Annotated in this window: 14 protein-coding genes; 6 read left to right on the forward strand and 8 right to left on the reverse strand. The window is 73.0% G+C overall.

Features of this window, described 5'->3' with window-relative positions; genetic code table 11:
• Positions 1–32: 32 nt before the first annotated feature.
• A complete protein-coding gene (locus ACGF3H_RS13515) occupies positions 33–3,077 on the reverse strand; it encodes an NACHT domain-containing protein (RefSeq protein WP_362490331.1) in 3,045 nt (1,014 codons plus the stop codon).
• Positions 3,078–3,124: 47 nt separating this feature from the next.
• Positions 3,125–3,802: an HAD family acid phosphatase gene (locus tag ACGF3H_RS13520; RefSeq protein ID WP_362490333.1), complete on the reverse strand. Its 678-nt coding sequence runs from the start codon at positions 3,800–3,802 to the stop codon at positions 3,125–3,127.
• Positions 3,803–4,347: 545 nt separating this feature from the next.
• Between ACGF3H_RS13520 and ACGF3H_RS13525 the strand changes: the two genes are divergently transcribed.
• The gene (locus tag ACGF3H_RS13525; RefSeq protein WP_362490336.1) at positions 4,348–5,019 is read left to right on the forward strand and encodes a M23 family metallopeptidase; all 672 of its coding nucleotides are present in this window, start codon (positions 4,348–4,350) and stop codon (positions 5,017–5,019) included.
• A 62-nt stretch (positions 5,020–5,081) separates the two neighbouring features.
• On the opposite strand, the gene ACGF3H_RS13530 is transcribed toward ACGF3H_RS13525, so the two are convergent.
• On the reverse strand, positions 5,082–5,681 hold the full coding sequence (locus ACGF3H_RS13530) for a TetR/AcrR family transcriptional regulator (RefSeq protein WP_362490339.1): 600 nt from the start codon (positions 5,679–5,681) through the stop codon (positions 5,082–5,084).
• A gap of 147 nt (positions 5,682–5,828) precedes the next feature.
• Here ACGF3H_RS13530 and ACGF3H_RS13535 point away from each other — a divergent pair, with 147 nt between their 5' ends.
• The 3 genes from ACGF3H_RS13535 (at position 5,829) to ACGF3H_RS13545 (ending at position 8,693) form a co-directional block, all read left to right on the forward strand.
• Entirely contained in the window at positions 5,829–7,424 is a 1,596-nt protein-coding gene (locus tag ACGF3H_RS13535; RefSeq protein WP_362490340.1) for an MDR family MFS transporter, read from the forward strand.
• A 191-nt stretch (positions 7,425–7,615) separates the two neighbouring features.
• Complete coding sequence (locus tag ACGF3H_RS13540; RefSeq protein ID WP_362490343.1) at positions 7,616–8,455, forward strand: helix-turn-helix transcriptional regulator; 840 nt, start codon at positions 7,616–7,618, stop codon at positions 8,453–8,455.
• Positions 8,424–8,693: a DUF397 domain-containing protein gene (locus tag ACGF3H_RS13545; RefSeq protein ID WP_362490346.1), complete on the forward strand. Its 270-nt coding sequence runs from the start codon at positions 8,424–8,426 to the stop codon at positions 8,691–8,693. The genes ACGF3H_RS13540 and ACGF3H_RS13545 overlap by 32 nt, the downstream gene beginning before the upstream one ends.
• 19 nt (positions 8,694–8,712) lie before the next feature.
• On the opposite strand, the gene cseC is transcribed toward ACGF3H_RS13545, so the two are convergent.
• The 5 genes from cseC to ACGF3H_RS13570 all read right to left on the reverse strand — a co-directional run bounded on the left by cseC (position 8,713) and on the right by ACGF3H_RS13570 (position 13,428).
• Positions 8,713–10,080, reverse strand: coding sequence for a two-component system sensor histidine kinase CseC (gene cseC, locus ACGF3H_RS13550; RefSeq protein ID WP_362490349.1), 1,368 nt, complete (start codon positions 10,078–10,080; stop codon positions 8,713–8,715).
• Positions 10,081–10,087: 7 nt separating this feature from the next.
• Positions 10,088–10,792 (reverse strand): two-component system response regulator CseB, encoded by a 705-nt coding sequence (cseB, locus tag ACGF3H_RS13555; protein ID WP_362490352.1) that lies wholly within the window; start codon positions 10,790–10,792, stop codon positions 10,088–10,090.
• A 157-nt stretch (positions 10,793–10,949) separates the two neighbouring features.
• Positions 10,950–11,615, reverse strand: a complete 666-nt coding sequence (locus tag ACGF3H_RS13560) for a hypothetical protein (RefSeq protein WP_393590353.1) — start codon at positions 11,613–11,615, stop codon at positions 10,950–10,952.
• Positions 11,603–12,142, reverse strand: coding sequence for a SigE family RNA polymerase sigma factor (locus ACGF3H_RS13565; protein WP_161166322.1), 540 nt, complete (start codon positions 12,140–12,142; stop codon positions 11,603–11,605). Before ACGF3H_RS13565 ends, ACGF3H_RS13560 begins: the two co-directional genes overlap by 13 nt.
• Positions 12,143–12,447: 305 nt before the next feature.
• Positions 12,448–13,428 (reverse strand): A/G-specific adenine glycosylase, encoded by a 981-nt coding sequence (locus tag ACGF3H_RS13570; RefSeq protein ID WP_362490357.1) that lies wholly within the window; start codon positions 13,426–13,428, stop codon positions 12,448–12,450.
• A gap of 118 nt (positions 13,429–13,546) precedes the next feature.
• Between ACGF3H_RS13570 and ACGF3H_RS13575 the strand changes: the two genes are divergently transcribed.
• Together ACGF3H_RS13575 and ACGF3H_RS13580 are read left to right on the forward strand one after the other, a co-directional pair.
• Positions 13,547–15,436 (forward strand): histidine kinase, encoded by a 1,890-nt coding sequence (locus ACGF3H_RS13575; protein WP_362490360.1) that lies wholly within the window; start codon positions 13,547–13,549, stop codon positions 15,434–15,436.
• The gene (locus tag ACGF3H_RS13580; protein ID WP_362490361.1) at positions 15,433–16,098 is read left to right on the forward strand and encodes a response regulator transcription factor; all 666 of its coding nucleotides are present in this window, start codon (positions 15,433–15,435) and stop codon (positions 16,096–16,098) included. The genes ACGF3H_RS13575 and ACGF3H_RS13580 overlap by 4 nt, the downstream gene beginning before the upstream one ends.
• The last annotated feature ends 2 nt before the right edge of the window (positions 16,099–16,100 follow it).

The raw sequence follows: 16,100 nt of genomic DNA on the forward strand, positions 1-16,100 counted from the left end.
GACTTCGGTCCCGGCACGGCCCCTTCGCCGTGTCAGCGGTCGCCCACGGTCACCTCGGCACCGGGGAACAGGGCCGTGAGGACGGTGGCGTCCGGACAGAGCCCGGGAACGCCCCGGACGTCGACGACGCGGACGCCGGGCAGACGCGCGGGCAGCGCGGAGAGGTCCTCGCCGCCCCGGATCTCGGCCAGGCGCAGCTCGGTGATCCCGGAAAGGACCGGCATGGGTCCCAGCCCGTCCGGGAGGAGCCGGGCGTTCAGCTGGAGCCGGGTCAGCAGCGGCAGCCGGGCGATCTCGGCCCAGTCGTCCGCGGTGAGCGGCGCGGTGGGGGACAGGCTGAGCACCTTCAGGCCGGGCCAGTGGGACAGGTCGCGCAGCCCGGTCTCCTCGGTCGTGCCGCGCCCCAGGAACAGGAACTCCAGGGGAGCGGCGGCCGGCAGGACGTCCGTCAGACGCGTGCCGGTCAGTGGGTGCGTCAGCGACAGCAGACGGAGCGAGCCCAGTCGTCGCAGGCCGTCCACGTCGGCGACACGGCCGACGACGAGCTGCCGCAGTGGCAGCTCCGCGAGCCGGCCGAACCCGTGGGCGTTCTCGCAGTCGATCACCACCAGCCGCCGCAGGGAGGGGAAGGCCGTGAGCGGCTCGAGGCCGCCCGCTGCCGGGTTGTAGAGCAGGCGCAGTGTCTCGACGCGGTCCGGGCCCGTCACGGCGGCGGTGACGCCCGCGAGGCCGTGCGGCCCCCGGAACTCCAGGCGGTGCCACGGGCGCAGGCCGGCCGTGGTCGCGCGCTGGGCGTCGGTGGCACAGGTCAGTGTCAGGTCCGTCCGGTCCAGGTGGTCCAGCACCTCGACCGCGTACTCCCGCGCCTCGAACCGCTCCCACGTGCCCACCAGCTGCCGGCGCACATCGAGCGACGCATGTCCCCGGAAGCGGCGCAGCACCGCCAGCGCCCCGGTCGGCTCGTGCGTGGCCAGCAGCGAGGCCGTCACCGTCACGCCGTGGGCCTCCGCGTCCGTCAGCCCCTCGGGGCCCGGCAGCAGCTCGAGGACCAGCGGTCCCGCCGCCGCCAGCGTCTTCGCGTCCTGCGTCGACCCCGGAGGGATCAGTGCCCCCGCCCGCGTCTCCACCTCCGTCCGCACCGCCGGGTCCAGGGCCGTCGCGTGCTCCAGGCAGGCCAGGGCCAGCAGGGTCAGCCGAGGGGTGTCCTCCGCCAGCAGCCGCCGCAGGAGCGTCGCCCGCTCGCCGGGCCGGGCGTGGGCCACCGCCATGCGGACGACGTCCTCCCACTGGGTGTCGCCCGCGCGGCCCGCGATGACGTCGAGGTGGCCTTCCTCGACCGCGTACCGGGCACCGAGGTAGTCCTGGAACGTGCGGTGCACGAAGTCCAGGGTGCCGTCGCCGGGCCGCCGGAGCAGCCCGCTGCGCAGCACCAGCGCCCGCAGCACCGTCGCCGCGTCACCCTGTCCCGCCGCCGAGGCGACCGACGGCAGCGCGCGCTCCACGATGCCCTCGGCCGTCTCCACGGCCATCTCCGTGCGCCCGCTCAGCACCAGCGCGTACGCCAGCCGCTGGAGCAGTTCCAGCTGTGCCTCCTCGCCCAGTTCCACGGCCTCCATGCCCCGTTCCCGGTCCCGGCGGGCGAGCAGCATCGTCAGGGCGGCGTCGTACAACTCCTTGCGGCCCGTGGGGAGGTAGCACCGCCGCTCACGGTGCAGGGCGCAGATCAGGCCGCACATCAGGGGGTTGGTGGCGAGGCGGGCCAAGTCGCGTTTGGTGCGCAGGGAGTCGAGCAGTCGGGCCTCGTACTCGGGGGCGTCGGCCGCCGTGTGCCAGCGTCGGACGAAGGTCGCGACGTCGTCCTGGCGCATCGGGGCCAGCGCCAGCTCCCGGAAGCCCTCGGCGGCCAGCCAGTCGGGGCGTACGGCGGTGGGGCGGGAAGTGAGCAGCCAGCGGTTGCCGGGGAAGGCGCGGATCAGGGCGAGGAGCCAGTCGCGGGCGCGGTGCCGGTCCGGGGCGGGGATCTCGTCCATGCCGTCGACGAGGACCAGGCCCCGGCCCGCCAGGAGGACGCGCTCGGCCCAGCCCTCGGGCGGCGTGAGCGGGCAGCCCACCGCCGTGAGGAAGGCGGCGGGCGCCGGCAGGGTGCCGGCCCGGACGAGCGTGCGCAGCGGCAGCACGTAGGGGATCCGGTCGCCGTCCCGGGCGGCGGTCACTGCCAGCCACTGCACCAGCGTCGTCTTCCCGGAGCCCGCGTCGCCGCGCAGCAGGACGCGGTCGTGGGCGGCCGACGCCGCCTCGGCGGGGACGCGGACGGTGCGTTCCGTCTCGGCGGGCTCCCCCGGGTGCGCTCGGCGGTCCTCCTCCGTGGTCGCCTCCAGGCTCAGGTAGGCGACTTCGAGGGGCCAGCGGTCGGGGGAGTCGCGCAGGTCGATGCCGTAGATGGTGACGCGGTTGTGCTGCTCGGCGACGTGCGGGAGGTAGCGCCGCTCGAACGCCGTGTCCCGGGCGTCGGGCCTGGGCACGCGGGTGATCAGCTCGTCGACCTTGGCGATGAGCTCGGCCTGGCCGCGGGTCTGGGCCACCAGGGTGCGGGCGACGAAGGTGGACCGCCGGGTGAAGAACTCCAGGACGTGCAGGCAGGCCCACTCGGTCGCCGTGTCGAGGAAGTAGCCCGCGTCGGCGGACAGACCGGTCCCGGACCCCGCCCCGGAGGCCTGCCGCCGCAGGCGCGCGGCCAGCTCCCGGTGCCCCAGCCGTACCGCCTGCACGTCGTCCATGTCGAGGTCGCCGAGGGCGAGCAGCCGGGCGGCCAGGGCGTCGGCGACGGCCGTCTCCTCGTCGCGCGGGAAGGGCGGCTCGCCGGGGGAGTCCAGGGAGCCCGCCACCAGCGTCCCGGCGAGCCCCCGCACCTCCTTCTCGCCCAGCGTCCGCCGCTCGCCGCGGAAGGACACCAGGCGGGTCAGCCGGACCGGCCGGTCGACCAGTCCGGCGCCGGGGCCGCCCGTCACGAACAGTTTCTTCACCAGAGGGGCGACCAGAGCGGACGCCAACTTCCCGCCGAGTACCGCCGGTTCCATGTGCCACCCCCGTGGTCGGCCGTCGTCCACGGGAGCCTATCCGTCCGTCAGGACAACTGGCCGTCGTAGTCCGGGAGCTTGAACGCCTTCTCGGCGTGGCCGCCCGACAGGTCGGTGGCGCTGTTGCCGATGTTCGCGATGATCGTGAAGCCCTTCGACTCGATGCGGGCCCGCTGCGCGGTCTTGTACTCGGCGACGTCGCGGAAGAGGTCGAGGAAGCCGCGGACGTAGAGGCCGGAGGACTGGTAGCCGGCGTGGTCGAGGTTCCACTCGGTCGGCGCCCCGACGATGCCGGGCCGGGCGGTCACGAAGAAGAGGGCGACACCGTGCTCCTGGGCGTACCGGGCGGCCTCCAGGACCGGACGGTTGGCGGGCTGCGGGTAACTGAAGCCGAAGTCGGTCTCCAGGGAGGTGTTGTCGATGTCGAGGACGACCGCCTGCTTCTCGCCGGGGGCGGCGCCGGCGATCCGTTCCTTCAGGTACGGCAGGGCCTGGTCCATCACGGCCCGGCAGTCCCGCTGCCAGGTGGCGTAGTCGACGTCGGCGGCGGCCGCGGTGGCCGTGGCGGGGGCGGTGGCGGGGGCCGCGTCGGCCGGTGCGACGTTCACCGTGAGCGCGGCCGCGGTGACGGCGGCGATGCCGAGCGCCCGCTTCCAGGCGCTTCCGGACCGTCTCGCCCGGCCGTCCTGCCCTTGCTGTCCGGTCTGTCCGTTCTGTTCGGTCATGGGGGGTGGGGTCCTCTCATGCCTGCGCGGATGCCTGACGGCACAAAATTGACGCGTGCATGCTCGCGGGGACAAGTGGCGGGAGGGCAACGATTGGGTTACCGGCGAGTAGTGGCATGTCAGGGGCCTGATCTGTGTGGCCTCGGCCACGATCGGAGGCGCCTGAACTGCCTTGTGCGAGGGGGGCGTCAGCCGTGGACGGAGTAGCCCGGGTCACATCCGGGAGCCTCTCGATCATGGTTCCCGGTGATGTGCCGCACAGGCGATTCGCGGGGTACTACGCGGAATAGTCGACGCCCCAAGAACTACGAAAACGGACAGATCGCCCTGGAGGTCCTGCCTGTATGCAGGGCTCTGAGCTGGTTTTGTCTGAAATGGCTGCTCTGTCAAGACTCGGGAAGTTTCGCGCTGAAGTACTAGATCGGGTCGTAGATCACACCTTTGTGCGGTTACGGCCCGGCGCGTTACCAATGTGGAGCCCGCCCGGTGAGTGCCTGTGCATCCGCCGAAGGGCGTTCCTGTGTTCCCGTCCCCATGAGGTTCGAATGTTCTCGCGTGTCACGTCCCGTTCTTCCCGTACGACCACCGTCCGCACCCGCGCCGCCGTGATGGCCGCCGGCCTCGGAGCCTCGGTCGCGCTGGGAGCAGGGGTCGCGGCCGCCAGCGGCAGCACGGCGGCCTCCGGTACCTCCACCGTCGCGAACGCCGTCGAGGCCCAGGCCGCGGCGCAGGCGAAGGCGGCGAAGGCCCAGAAGGCCGCCGCGAGCGCCAAGAAGGTCGCCGCCAAGAAGAAGGCGGCCTCCTGGGTGGACCCGGTCAAGAAGTACGCGCTCAGCGCCAAGTTCGCCCAGAACGGTGGCATGTGGGCGCACAAGCACAGCGGCCAGGACTTCGCCGTGCCGCTCGGCACCAACGTCATGGCCGCCCACGGCGGCACCGTCGTCAAGGCCGGCGGCAACGGCGCCGGTGACGGCCCCGCCTACGGCAACGCCATCGTCATCAAGCACGGCAACGGCACGTACTCCCAGTACGCCCACCTGTCGCGGATCGACGTGAAGATCGGCCAGGTCGTGAAGACCGGCCAGCACATCGCCAAGTCCGGCAACACCGGTAACTCCAGCGGTCCGCACCTGCACTTCGAGATCCGCACGACCCCGAACTACGGCTCCGCCGTCGACCCGGTCGCCTTCCTGCATGCGCACGGCGTGACCGTTTGAGCATGACGCGACGCGCCCTGCCGGTCAGGACCCTGCCGTCCTGACCGGCGGAACGTGGCCGGTCAGGGGCCCCCGGCTCCCCGGTGCGCCTGGGCCACCAGGTCGGTGGCGACCTCGAGCACGGCCTCGCGCCTCTTCTCGGGGTCGCCCTCCATGTCCTGGAGGACGAACATCCCGGCGTGCAACGTGAACATCGCACTGACGCAGCGGACCTGGTCGACCAGGTCCGCTTCCGGGTCTATGAGGATGTCCCGCAGGCCCAGCATGCGGGTCTTGAACATCTCCCCGATGCGCAGTTCCCGGACCGCGGCCTGGTTCTCCTGCATGAAGCGGAACAGCGGCGCCGCGCCCGCCAGCACCTCGCTGTAGCGGCGGACGATCTCCTGCTTGGTCTCCAGGGTGTGCGGCTGGAGCCGGCCCCACTCGATCAGGTCCTCGATCGGCCGCGAGAGATCCTCGAAGATGCTGACGAGGATCTCTTCCTTGGTCTTGAAGTGGTAGTAGAGCGCCGCCTTGGTGACGTCCAGGCGCTCGGCGATCTCGCGGAGCGAGGTCTTCTCGTAGCCCTGCTCGGCGAAGAGCCCGAGCGCCACGTCCTGGATGCGCTGGCGGGTGTCCCCGCGGCGTCGCTGCTGCTTGGTGCTGTCCATCGTGCCGCCCATCCTCCTACGCACCTCCTGCTCCGCGCCACGTTCCGGAAAACTTACTTGACGCCCGGCTAGTTACGCGTCTACCTTCCCGAGTGTAGTCAGCTTGCCGGGCGGCAAGTAAGTAGCGGATGCACAGCAGTGGCTGGGGGAGTGGCAGCGATGGCGGACACACCGGCGGACAGGGCCGTCGACACCGACGCAGGGAAACAGCCCAAGAGTGTGCGGGTGGTCCTGCTCGCCCTCATGATCGCGATGATGCTCGCGATGCTCGACAACATGATCATCGGAACGGCGATGCCGACGATCGTCGGTGAGCTGGGCGGTCTGGAGCACCTGTCCTGGGTGGTGACCGCCTACACCCTCGCCACCGCCGCGTCCACGCCGCTGTGGGGCAAGATCGGCGACATGTACGGGCGCAAGGGCTCGTTCATGAGCTCCATCGTGATCTTCCTGGCGGGCTCGGCCCTCAGCGGCATGGCCCAGGACATGGGGCAGCTCATCGGGTTCCGCGCCGTCCAGGGCCTCGGCGCCGGCGGACTGATGGTCGGCGTCATGGCGATCATCGGGGACCTGATCCCGCCGCGGGAGCGCGGCAAGTACCAGGGCATGATGGCCGGCGTCATGGCGCTGGCGATGATCGGCGGACCGCTGGTCGGCGGCACCATCACCGACCACTGGGGCTGGCGCTGGGCCTTCTACATCAACCTGCCGCTCGGCGCGGTCGCGCTGGCCGCCGTCGGTGCCGTCCTGCACCTGCCGAAGAAGCGCAGCGACGCGCGCATCGACTACCTGGGCGCCGCCCTGCTGACCGTCGGCATCACCGCCATCGTCCTCGTGACCACCTGGGGCGGCACGGAGTACGCCTGGACCTCGGCGCGCATCATGGAGCTGATCGGCATCGGGATCGCCGCGCTGGTCGGGTTCGTGTTCTGGCAGACCAGGGCCGCCGAGCCGGTCGTGCCGCTGCACATCTTCCGCAGCCGCAACTTCACGCTGATGTCCCTCATCGGCTTCGTCACCGGCTTCGTGATGTTCGGTGCCACCCTCTTCCTGCCGCTGTACCAGCAGGCGGTGCAGGGGGCCTCCGCCACCAACTCCGGGCTGCTCCTGCTGCCGATGCTGGGCGCGATGCTCGTCACGTCCATGGTCGCCGGCCGGGTGACCACCAGCACCGGCCGCTACAAGATCTTCCCCGTGGCCGGTGGCGCGCTGATGACCGTCGGACTGTTCCTGCTGTCGCTGATGGACACCGGCACGAGCCGCTTCACCTCCGGCCTGTTCATGGCCGTCGTCGGTCTCGGCATGGGCTGTCTGATGCAGATCACCATGCTGGTGGCGCAGAACAGCGTGGAGATGAAGGACATGGGCGTCGCGTCCTCGTCCACCACTCTCTTCCGCACCCTCGGCTCGTCCTTCGGTGTCGCGATCATGGGCGCCCTGTTCAACCACCGGGTCCAGGACGTCATGGCCGAGAAGGCCGGTGCGCTGGGCTCCAAGGTGACCGAGCAGTCGGCGCAGCTCGACGCGGCGAGCCTGGCCAAGCTGCCGGAAGCGGCGCGCGAGGCCTACCAGCACGCCGTGTCCGCCGGCACGCACGGAGCGTTCCTGCTGGGCGCGGTGGTGGCCGTGTTCGCACTGGTCGCGGCCCTGTTCGTCAAGGAGGTCCCGCTCAAGGGGGCGGGACCCAAGGCGACGGACGGTCCGGCCGACGGCGGTGCCGCGACGGCGAAGGCGCCGGTGACCGAGGCGGTGTGACGCCCCTGCCCTGCCTGCGCGAGGCCCCCGGGTGGTTCCGGCCACCCGGGGGCCTTCGCCGTGGGCCGGTCCACGCCGTACCGCTCACAGGATTCCGGGCACGCTGTTGCGACGCACTGCGTACGCTCAGCTACGTACAGAGACGAACGCCGTGAGGTGTTGCCGTCCGGAGTCCGGAGTGAGGTGCCGCAGTGGCCAACATCCAGTCCCTCGACCCGACCGCTTCCCCGCTCGACTACTACGGCTGGGAACTGCGCCGCCAGCGCGAGGCCCACGGCCTCCGGCAGAGCCAGCTCGGCGAGATCATCTACTGCACCGGCTCCCTGGTCGGCCAGATCGAGACGACGAAGAAGGTCCCGACCCGCGACTTCTCCGAGCGGGTGGACGCCGCGCTGGGCACGGACGGCCTGTTCTCCCGCCTGATCGGTCTGGTCCTGCGCAGCCAACTCCCCACCTGGTTCCAGCCGTACGCGGAGATGGAGGCGAAGGCGGCGTACATCTCGACGTATCAGGCGCAACTGGTCTATGGGCTGCTGCAGACCGAGGAGTACGCGCGGGCGGTGCTCGATGTGGAGCACCGTGGCAACGTGGACGAGATGGTGGCCGCCCGGATGGAACGCCAGCGCATCCTCCGGCGTGACCAGCCGCCGGCCCTGTGGGTCGTCCTGGACGAGGCCGCCCTGCTCCGGGAGATCGGCGGGCGGGACGTCATGCGGAGGCAGCTCGCCCACTTGGCGACCTTCGCGGCCGACCCCTGGGTCCAGGTCCAGGTCCTGCCGCTTGCCGCAGGCCAACACGCGGCCATGATGGGTACGTTCACTCTCCTGCGGTTCGACGCCGACCCGGACCTCTTCTACATGGACGGCTACGACCATGGGCACATGACCGCCAGTCCGGACGTGATCAAGGAACGCTCGTTCGGCTACGCTCGACTGCAAGCCTCAGCCCTCTCCCCCGAGGACTCGGTGAGACTGATCACCCGCTTGATGGAGGAACGCTATGCGGCCCCGCACGGCAACGAGCAACGTTGAGTGGCGCAAGTCCAGTTACAGCGGAAGCAACGGCGGCGAATGCGTCGAGTGCACCCTCACCGGCGGCGCCGCCTGGCGCACCTCCTCGTACAGCGGAAACACCGGCGGTGACTGCGTGGAGGTCGCCGACGACTGCCCCGCCGGCGCCGTCCCCGTGCGGGACAGCAAGAACCCGGCCGGTCCGGTCGTCACCGTCGGGGCCACCGCCTGGCAGGCGTTCGTCGACGGACTGCGCTAGCCGCCGGCCGCCCCGTCCGTCAGGACACGCCCTGCGACGACCGGTCCGGCAGCATCGGATGGCTCCCGGTGTTCGTCGGCGCGTGTTCCGGCAGCCACAGCACCGCCACCGCGCCCTCGGCCGGTATGTGCTCGGGCGCCCCGGCGGGCCGGACGTTGCGGAAGGTGAGCCGGGCGCCGAGCACCCTGGCCTGCCCGGCCGCGATGGTCAGCCCCAGCCCGTGCCCGCGGCCCGCCCGGTCCGCGCTGCCGGTGCGGAAGCGGCTCGGGCCGTCGGCGAGCAGGTCCTCGGGGAAGCCGGGCCCGTGGTCGCGCACCCGGATCACCCGGCCCTCGACGCTGACCTCGATGGGCGGTCTGCCGTGCCGGGCGGCGTTGGCGAGCAGGTTGAACAGGACGCGCTCCAGGCGGCGCGGGTCGGTCGTGACCTCCGACTCGTGCACCACCAGCACCCGCACACCCGGGTCCTTGGCCGCCACCCGCCGGCGGACGAAGTCGCCCAGCATGATGTCCTGCAGCTCGGCGCGCTCCGAGGCGCCGTCCAGCCGGGCCACCTCCAGGACGTCCTCCACCAGTGTGCGCATGGCCTTCGCCCGGTCCAGCACCAGCTCCGTGGGCCGGCCAGGCGGCAGCAGCTCCGCGGCGGTCAGCAGCCCGGTCACGGGGGTGCGCAGCTCGTGCGCGATGTCCGCGGTGACCCTGCGCTCTGCCTCCAGCCGCTGCTGGAGGGCGTCCGCCATCGCGTCCACGGCGCTCGCGAGGTCATCCGTCTCGTCCCGGACGACGCCGCCGATGGCGTCCCGGACGCGGACGTCCGGCTCGCCCTTGGCGACCTGGTTCGCGGCGGTCGCGGCCTTGCGCAGCCGCCGCGACAGCTGTCCGCCGATGAGCACGCCGAGCGCGCTGCCGCCGAGGACGACCGCGATGGAGCCGATGACCAGCGCCTGGTCGAGGTCCTTGAGGATGTCGGCGCTGCGATCGGTGAATCCGGAGTGCAGGGACATCACGTGCCCGTCCTTGAGCGGCACGGCGGCCCAGATGTCCGTCACCCCGTTCTCCCGCTCGGAGACGTAGGTCGCTCTGCGCCCGTCCTCGACCTTCTTCCGCAGCCCGGCCGGCAGCTCGGGGTCGTCGATCTGGGCGTTCGGGAAATTCAGGCGTCCGGAGAGCTCGTAGTTGCGCTGGGCGATCAGGACGCGGTCGTCCGCGAGGTCGCGCGCGTTGTCCAGCATCGACACCCGCGCCGCGTTGTGCACGACCAGGCTCAGCGCCACCGCGACCAGCGCGCCGACCAGCGCGATCGCCGCGCTGAGCTTCCACCGCAGCCCCGTACGGATGCCCGTGCGCCGCAGGAGCGAGGCGGTCAGGCGTCGGATGAACCCCCGCATGTCCCGCTCAGGCCTTCAACTTGTAGCCGAAGCCGCGGACCGTCTCGATGCGGTCCTGGCCGATCTTCGTGCGCAGCCGCTGCACATGGACGTCGACGACCCGGGTGTCACCACCCCAGCCGTAGTCCCAGACGCGCTCCAGGAGCTTGTCGCGGGAGAGCACCGTGCCCGGCGCGGAGGAGAACTCGAGCAGCAGCCGCATCTCGGTCGGGGTGAGCGCCACCGGGTGCCCGGCCCGCCGCACCTCCATGCCGTCGGTGTCGACCACCAGCTCGCCGAACGTGAGCACGCCGCCGGTGTCCGCGGTGGCCCCGCCGTCGGTCCGGTCGCCGCCGCCGGCGTGGCCGAAGCGGCGCAGCACCGCGCGGATGCGGGCCACCAGGACGGCACCGTCGAACGGCTTGGTGACGTAGTCGTCGGCGCCCGCCTCCAGGCCCAGCACGACGTCGATGGAGTCCGCCCGGGCCGACAGCATGATCACGGGCACGGTGGACGCGTCCCGGATCCGGCGGCACAGGCTGACGCCGTCGAGGCCGGGGAGCATGACGTCCAGCAGCGCGATGTCCGGGCGGTCGGCGCGGAACGCCTCCAGGCCCGACAGCCCGTCGGGCATCGCGGTGACCGCGAAGCCGTCCCGCTCCAGGGCGAGCTGCGTGGCCTCGCGGATGACGTCGTCGTCCTCGACGAACAGGACGTGGGTCTGCTCTGCCATCCCGGTGCTCTCAGTCCTCGTTGTCATGGTCGGTGTCATGGTCGGGCGCGGTCGCGGTCGCCGGACACATGTGCGGTCACTAGGCAGACGCGGAGATCGCGCACCGCGTTCATTTCTCCATCGGTCCGAGCGGCCCGATCGGTTCACCCGCCGCGCGTCAGCTGTCCGGGGCGGGAGTCGGCGCGGCCCCGACGGAATTGCTGTAGTCGGTATGCGTGCGGAAGGCCTCGGTGAAGCGGCCCGCGGACCAGCGGTACGTGATCACGTTCTCGCTGGACGGGCTCGACACCGGGTCGCCCTTCTCGTAGACCTGCTTGCTCACCACCAGGTCGCCGCGGTCGATCTCCGCGTAGACCGGGGGCTCCTCGGCCTGGAACACGTTCTGGTACCCGCCGTCCTTCTCGCGGTACACGTAACTCCCCACGCCGACGCCGTCACCGCAGGTCAGCACGTTGACGACGACGTCCTCGGCGGTGCCCGCGGTCAGCTCCCCGTAGGACACGTCGACGGGGTACTCGTCGGCGACGCACGGCTTCAGCTCGCGCTTGACCTCTTCGGAGACCTTGGGGTCGGCCTTGACGAGCCGGACCGCGTCCACCTGGTCGGGGGTCCTGGACGGGGAGGCCACGGGCGTAGGGGAGGCGGAGGCGGCACCGCCGACCACGTCCGCGTGGGCCGGCCCCTCGTCGCGTGCGCCGGTGCCGCCGGCGGCACAGCCGGAGAGGGAAACGCCGACGGCGACGAACGCGGCCACCGCCGCGCTCGTCGCCCACAAGCTCCTCCGGGTGTCCCCGGGTGTCCGACCGTCGGTCAGGCCGCGCAACGCTCCCGCTCCTCACGCTCCAGCGCCCGTGCGTCCAGATCGCGGGCGACCAGCTCCTCGCGGAGCCGGGCGAGCGCCCGGTGCAGCGTGCTCTTGACCGTTCCGGCCGACATGCCGAGGGCGGCGGCCGTCTCCTCCGTTGACATCTGCTCCCAGTGTCGCAGCACCACGACGCTGCGCTGCTTCGGGGCGAGCACCTTCATGACGTCCATCAGCAGGGCGCGGTCCGCGTGCTGCTCGGTGGAGTCGTCCACGCACGACTCCGGGAGCTGCTCGGTCGGCACCTCCTCCAGCTTCCGCGCCCGCCACCACTCGGTCCGGGTGTTGATCATCACCCGGCGCAGGTAGGCGTCCGCCAGCCGCTTGTCCTCGATGGTCTCCCAGCGGCCGTACGTCCGTGCCAGCGCGGTCTGGAGAAGGTCCTGGGCATCGACGGGGTCGGGGACCAGGCGTCGCGCGCTGCGCAGCAGCGCGTCCTGCCGGGTGCGGACGTACTCCTCGAACTCGAGCACCTCGCCCTGCGCCATGGTCAACCGCCTTCCGATCCCCGTTTACCGGCGGTTGGTCACCCGCCGGCCTACTGCCTGTGGTCCTTGGTCGTGCCGTGCCCTCGGGCACGGGAACGAAGGTAGGGAAGCGTTGTCACGGCGCTGTGCGAAGCAGCCTGCGGCTGACCCTCGGCTGTCCGTCGGTTGTGTAACAGGCCTGGGAACAGGGCGCCGCAGTAGGCGACTTGAGTGCGGTAAAGGGTGATTTGTCCGGCGTTGGCACGGTGACGGTGACCGCACCGGCGGCGGTCGCCGAGACCCGTCCGCTGTGCCCCCGCTGTGCGTCAGCCCAGCGGCAGCCGGTACATCCCGTCCGCCAGCGGCTCGACCAGGCCGTCGGCGACGAGGCCGTCCAGGGCGCGGGCGCGCTGGACCGGCTCGTGCCACACCCGGTCCAGCGCCGCCTGCGGCACCGGCCCGTGCGCCTCGCGCAGCACCGCGAGCAGCCGGCCGCGCACCTGCCGGTCGGTGCCCGCGTACGTCTGTCCGCGGCGCGGCGGCCCGTCGTGCTCGGGCTTGCCGGCGAGCCGCCAGGCGCACTGTCCGGCGATCGGGCAGCGGTGGCACGCCTCGTTGCGCGCCGTGCACACCAGCGCGCCCAGCTCCATGGAGGCGGCGGCCCAGCGGGCGGCCCTCGCCTCGTCGTCAGGCAGCAGCGCGCGCGCCAGCTTGCGCTCGGCGGCGGTGGTGGCGTTCGGCGGGTACTGCACACCGGTGACCGCCCGGGCGAAGACCCGGCGGACGTTGGTGTCCAGCACGGCGTGCCGCTTGCCGTAGGCGAAGGAGGCGACCGCCGCGGCCGTGTACTCGCCGATGCCGGGCAGCGCCAGCAGCTGGGCGTGGTCCGCCGGTACGTCCCCGCCGTGCCGTTCCGTTATGGCGGCGGCGGCGCCGTGCAGGCGCAGGGCGCGGCGCGGGTAGCCGAGCCGGCCCCAGGCGCGGACGGCCTCGCCGGGGGCCTCCGCGGCGAGGTCGGCCGGGCGCGGCCAGCGGGCCATCCATTGCTCGTACACGGGCAGGACCCGGTTGACCGGCGTCTGCTGGAGCATGAACTCACTGACCATCACGCCCCAGGCGCCGGCCTCCGGGCGCCGCCACGGCAGGTCGCGGGCGTGCTCGTCGAACCAGTCGATGACGGGGGAGTGCAGCGGTCCGCCGGACACGGCCGGGGCGGCGGCCCCGGAGACGGACGGGGCGGCGAGGGCCGAGGGGACGGCGGCGGGGTCGGTCGGGCCGTTGTGCGAGGGCTTCGTGGGCGCAGTCATGACCCTCCGATCCTGCCACGGGAGGAGGGCCCGGCGGGTGCACCGCCACCGACGGAGGCCACGGCACCTGACGATCGGCAGGGGCGCCGGCCCGCCCGCCGCTTGTAGCGTCGGACGCATGGAACGCCCTCGCCGGTCCCCCGAGCCCTCCGGCCGCACCGAGCCGGACGACGACCGCGCCGGGCGCGTCGACGGGCCCGGCCGCGCCGACGGCACCGGGCCGGAGGACAGCGCACGGCCCGACGACAGGGCCGCGTCCGGCGGGCACGGGGAGGCGGGCGGCCCCGCCGGGCCGGGCGGTGCGGGGTCCACCGGCCCTGCAGAACCCCACACCCTTGCGGGTGCCGGACGACGTAAGAGCACCGGTGACCGCCCGCGCACGGCCGGCCGCGCACCGTCCGTCGTCCTCGCCGGTGCCGTCGCCCGCGTCCGGGTGCGTCCGGCTCAGGTCGGCAGAGGCGCCCTGCTCTGGGCGGTCCTCGCGGCCCCCGCGGTCACGGCGGACCGGCTCGGGCTGAACGAGCCGCGCTCCGTGTGGCAGCAGCTGGCCGGCCTGGGCGTGCTCGCCGCCGCCGTCGTGGTCGCCCGGCGGTGGCCCCTCGCCGCGTTCGCCCTGGCCGCGGGCCTGGGCCTGGCCGCCGCACCCGCCCTGTTCAGCGTCTCCTACGGCCCCGCGCTCGGCGTCTTCGCCCTGCTCCTCGGCCTGCGCGCGGCCCGGGCCCGCCCCGCCGTCGCCGCCTTCGCCGCGGTGGGCGCCGCCGGCACGGCGCGGATCGCACTGACCGGCGCGGACCCGGCCCCGGAGTGGCTGGTCATGACCGGCACGCTGCTCTTCGGCTGCGTCTTCCCCTGGCTCGGCGGACGCTACTGGCGGCAGAGCCGCGCGCTCGCCGAGGCCGGCTGGCTCAGGGCGGCCCGCCTGGAGGACGAGCAGCGGCACGCCGAGGAGCGGGCCCGGCTGCGGGAGCGGGCCAGGATCGCCCAGGACATGCACGACTCCCTCGGCCACGAACTGAGCCTGATCGCCCTGCGCGCCGGCGCCCTCCAGGTCGCCCCCGGGCTCGGCGCCGGGCACCGTGCCGCCGCGGCCGATCTGCGGGCGGCCGCCGCCGACGCGACGGACCGGCTGCACCGGATCATCGGCGTGCTGCGCGAGGCCGACGAGCCGGTCCCGCTGACCCCGGCGGGCGAGAGCGTGGCCGAACTCGTCGCCCGGGCCGCCGAGTCGGGTCTCCCGGTGCGCTGGGAGCGGTCGGACACCGCACCGGCTCCGGAGCCGGCCGGCGTCACCGGGCGACTGCTGCACCGCGTGGTGCGCGAGGCGCTGACCAACGCGGCCCGGCACGCCCCGGGCGCGTCCGTGGTCGTCGCGGTCACCGGGCAGGCACGCGGCACGACGGTCACCGTCACCAACGGCCCGCCCACCGGGACGGCTCCGCCCTCGACGGGCGGTTCCGGCCTGCTCGGGCTGCGCGCCGCCGTGACCTCGGTCGGCGGCGAACTCGACGCGGGCCCGCACGGAGAGGGGTTCCGGCTCCGGGCCCACGTCCCCGCGCAGGACACCACCGCCCCGCCCGCCCCACGCGGCCCCGCCGCACCCGCCTCCCCCTTCGCCCGGGCCCGGCGCCGCGTCGCCCTCGGTCTGGGCGCCGCCGCCGGTGCCGGAGTCGTCCTGGTCGGCGCGGCGTTCGGCTGGTACGCGTACACGGAGACGCACTCGGTGCTCAGCCCCGCCGCGTACGCCGAGCTGTCCCTGGGGACGCCGCTCGCCGAGGTCGCGGACGTGCTGCCGGACCGCGCGGTGCACGACCCGCCCTCCGACCGGGCGCCGGCGCCGCCGAAGGACGCGGACTGCCGTTACTACCGGGCGAGCGGCGAACTCCTGGTCTCCGTGGACCACTTCCGGCTCTGCTTCGACGTCGAGGGCCGCCTGGTCGCCAAGGACGTCGTACCCCGCGTCGGACTGTCCGGCGAGGGACGTGAGGAGTACGAGGAGGTCGTACGGTGATCCGGGTCCTGCTGGCCGACGACGAGGCCATGGTGCGGGCCGGGGTGCGCGCGATCCTGGCGAGCGGCGGCGAGAGCGACGTCGTAGCGGAGGCCGGCGACGGCCGCGAGGCCGTAGAACTGGCCCGCGCCCACCGCCCCGACGTCGCCCTGCTGGACATCCGCATGCCCCGCCTCGACGGCCTGACGGCGGCCGAGGAGATCGTGCGCACCGTTCCCGGCACGGCCGTCGCCATGCTGACCACCTTCTCCGAACAGGCCTACGTGGCCCGCGCGCTGTCCGCCGGCGCCACCGGATTCCTGCTGAAGTCCGGTGACCCCTACGAACTGATGGCCGGGGTACGGGCCGTGGCGGACGGCGCCGCGTTCCTGTCGCCCAAGGTGGCCCGGTACGTCGTCGAGGACCTCGGCAGGGGCGGCGGCCGGCTCGCCCGCGAGGAACACGCACGCGCCCGCGTGGCGCGGCTGAGCCCACGCGAACGCGAGGTGCTCGGTCTGGTGGGCGCCGGCCTGTCCAACCCGGAGATCGCGGCCCGGCTGCACCTCGTCGAGGGCACGGTGAAGGCGTACGTCAGCGCGGTCCTGGACCGGCTGGAGGTACGCAACCGGGTGCGGGCGGCGATCGTGGCGTACGAGGCGGGACTCGTCGAACCCGACGCCTGAGT

This window comes from Streptomyces sp. NPDC048185 (assembly GCF_043202495.1).
In the GTDB taxonomy this organism is placed as follows: Bacteria; Actinomycetota; Actinomycetes; order Streptomycetales; family Streptomycetaceae; genus Streptomyces.

What these genes read in the sequence shown, in the direction of transcription:
- ACGF3H_RS13515 (WP_362490331.1), bottom strand. Translation starts at nt 3,077, where the DNA reads ATGGAACCGGCGGTACTCGGCGGGAAGTTGGCGTCCGCTCTGGTCGCC.
- ACGF3H_RS13520 (WP_362490333.1), bottom strand. Translation starts at nt 3,802, where the DNA reads ATGACCGAACAGAACGGACAGACCGGACAGCAAGGGCAGGACGGCCGG.
- ACGF3H_RS13525 (WP_362490336.1), top strand. Translation starts at nt 4,348, where the DNA reads ATGTTCTCGCGTGTCACGTCCCGTTCTTCCCGTACGACCACCGTCCGC.
- ACGF3H_RS13530 (WP_362490339.1), bottom strand. Translation starts at nt 5,681, where the DNA reads ATGGGCGGCACGATGGACAGCACCAAGCAGCAGCGACGCCGCGGGGAC.
- ACGF3H_RS13535 (WP_362490340.1), top strand. Translation starts at nt 5,829, where the DNA reads ATGGCGGACACACCGGCGGACAGGGCCGTCGACACCGACGCAGGGAAA.
- ACGF3H_RS13545 (WP_362490346.1), top strand. Translation starts at nt 8,424, where the DNA reads ATGCGGCCCCGCACGGCAACGAGCAACGTTGAGTGGCGCAAGTCCAGT.
- cseC (WP_362490349.1), bottom strand. Translation starts at nt 10,080, where the DNA reads ATGCGGGGGTTCATCCGACGCCTGACCGCCTCGCTCCTGCGGCGCACG.
- cseB (WP_362490352.1), bottom strand. Translation starts at nt 10,792, where the DNA reads ATGGCAGAGCAGACCCACGTCCTGTTCGTCGAGGACGACGACGTCATC.
- ACGF3H_RS13565 (WP_161166322.1), bottom strand. Translation starts at nt 12,142, where the DNA reads ATGGCGCAGGGCGAGGTGCTCGAGTTCGAGGAGTACGTCCGCACCCGG.
- ACGF3H_RS13570 (WP_362490357.1), bottom strand. Translation starts at nt 13,428, where the DNA reads ATGACTGCGCCCACGAAGCCCTCGCACAACGGCCCGACCGACCCCGCC.
- ACGF3H_RS13575 (WP_362490360.1), top strand. Translation starts at nt 13,547, where the DNA reads ATGGAACGCCCTCGCCGGTCCCCCGAGCCCTCCGGCCGCACCGAGCCG.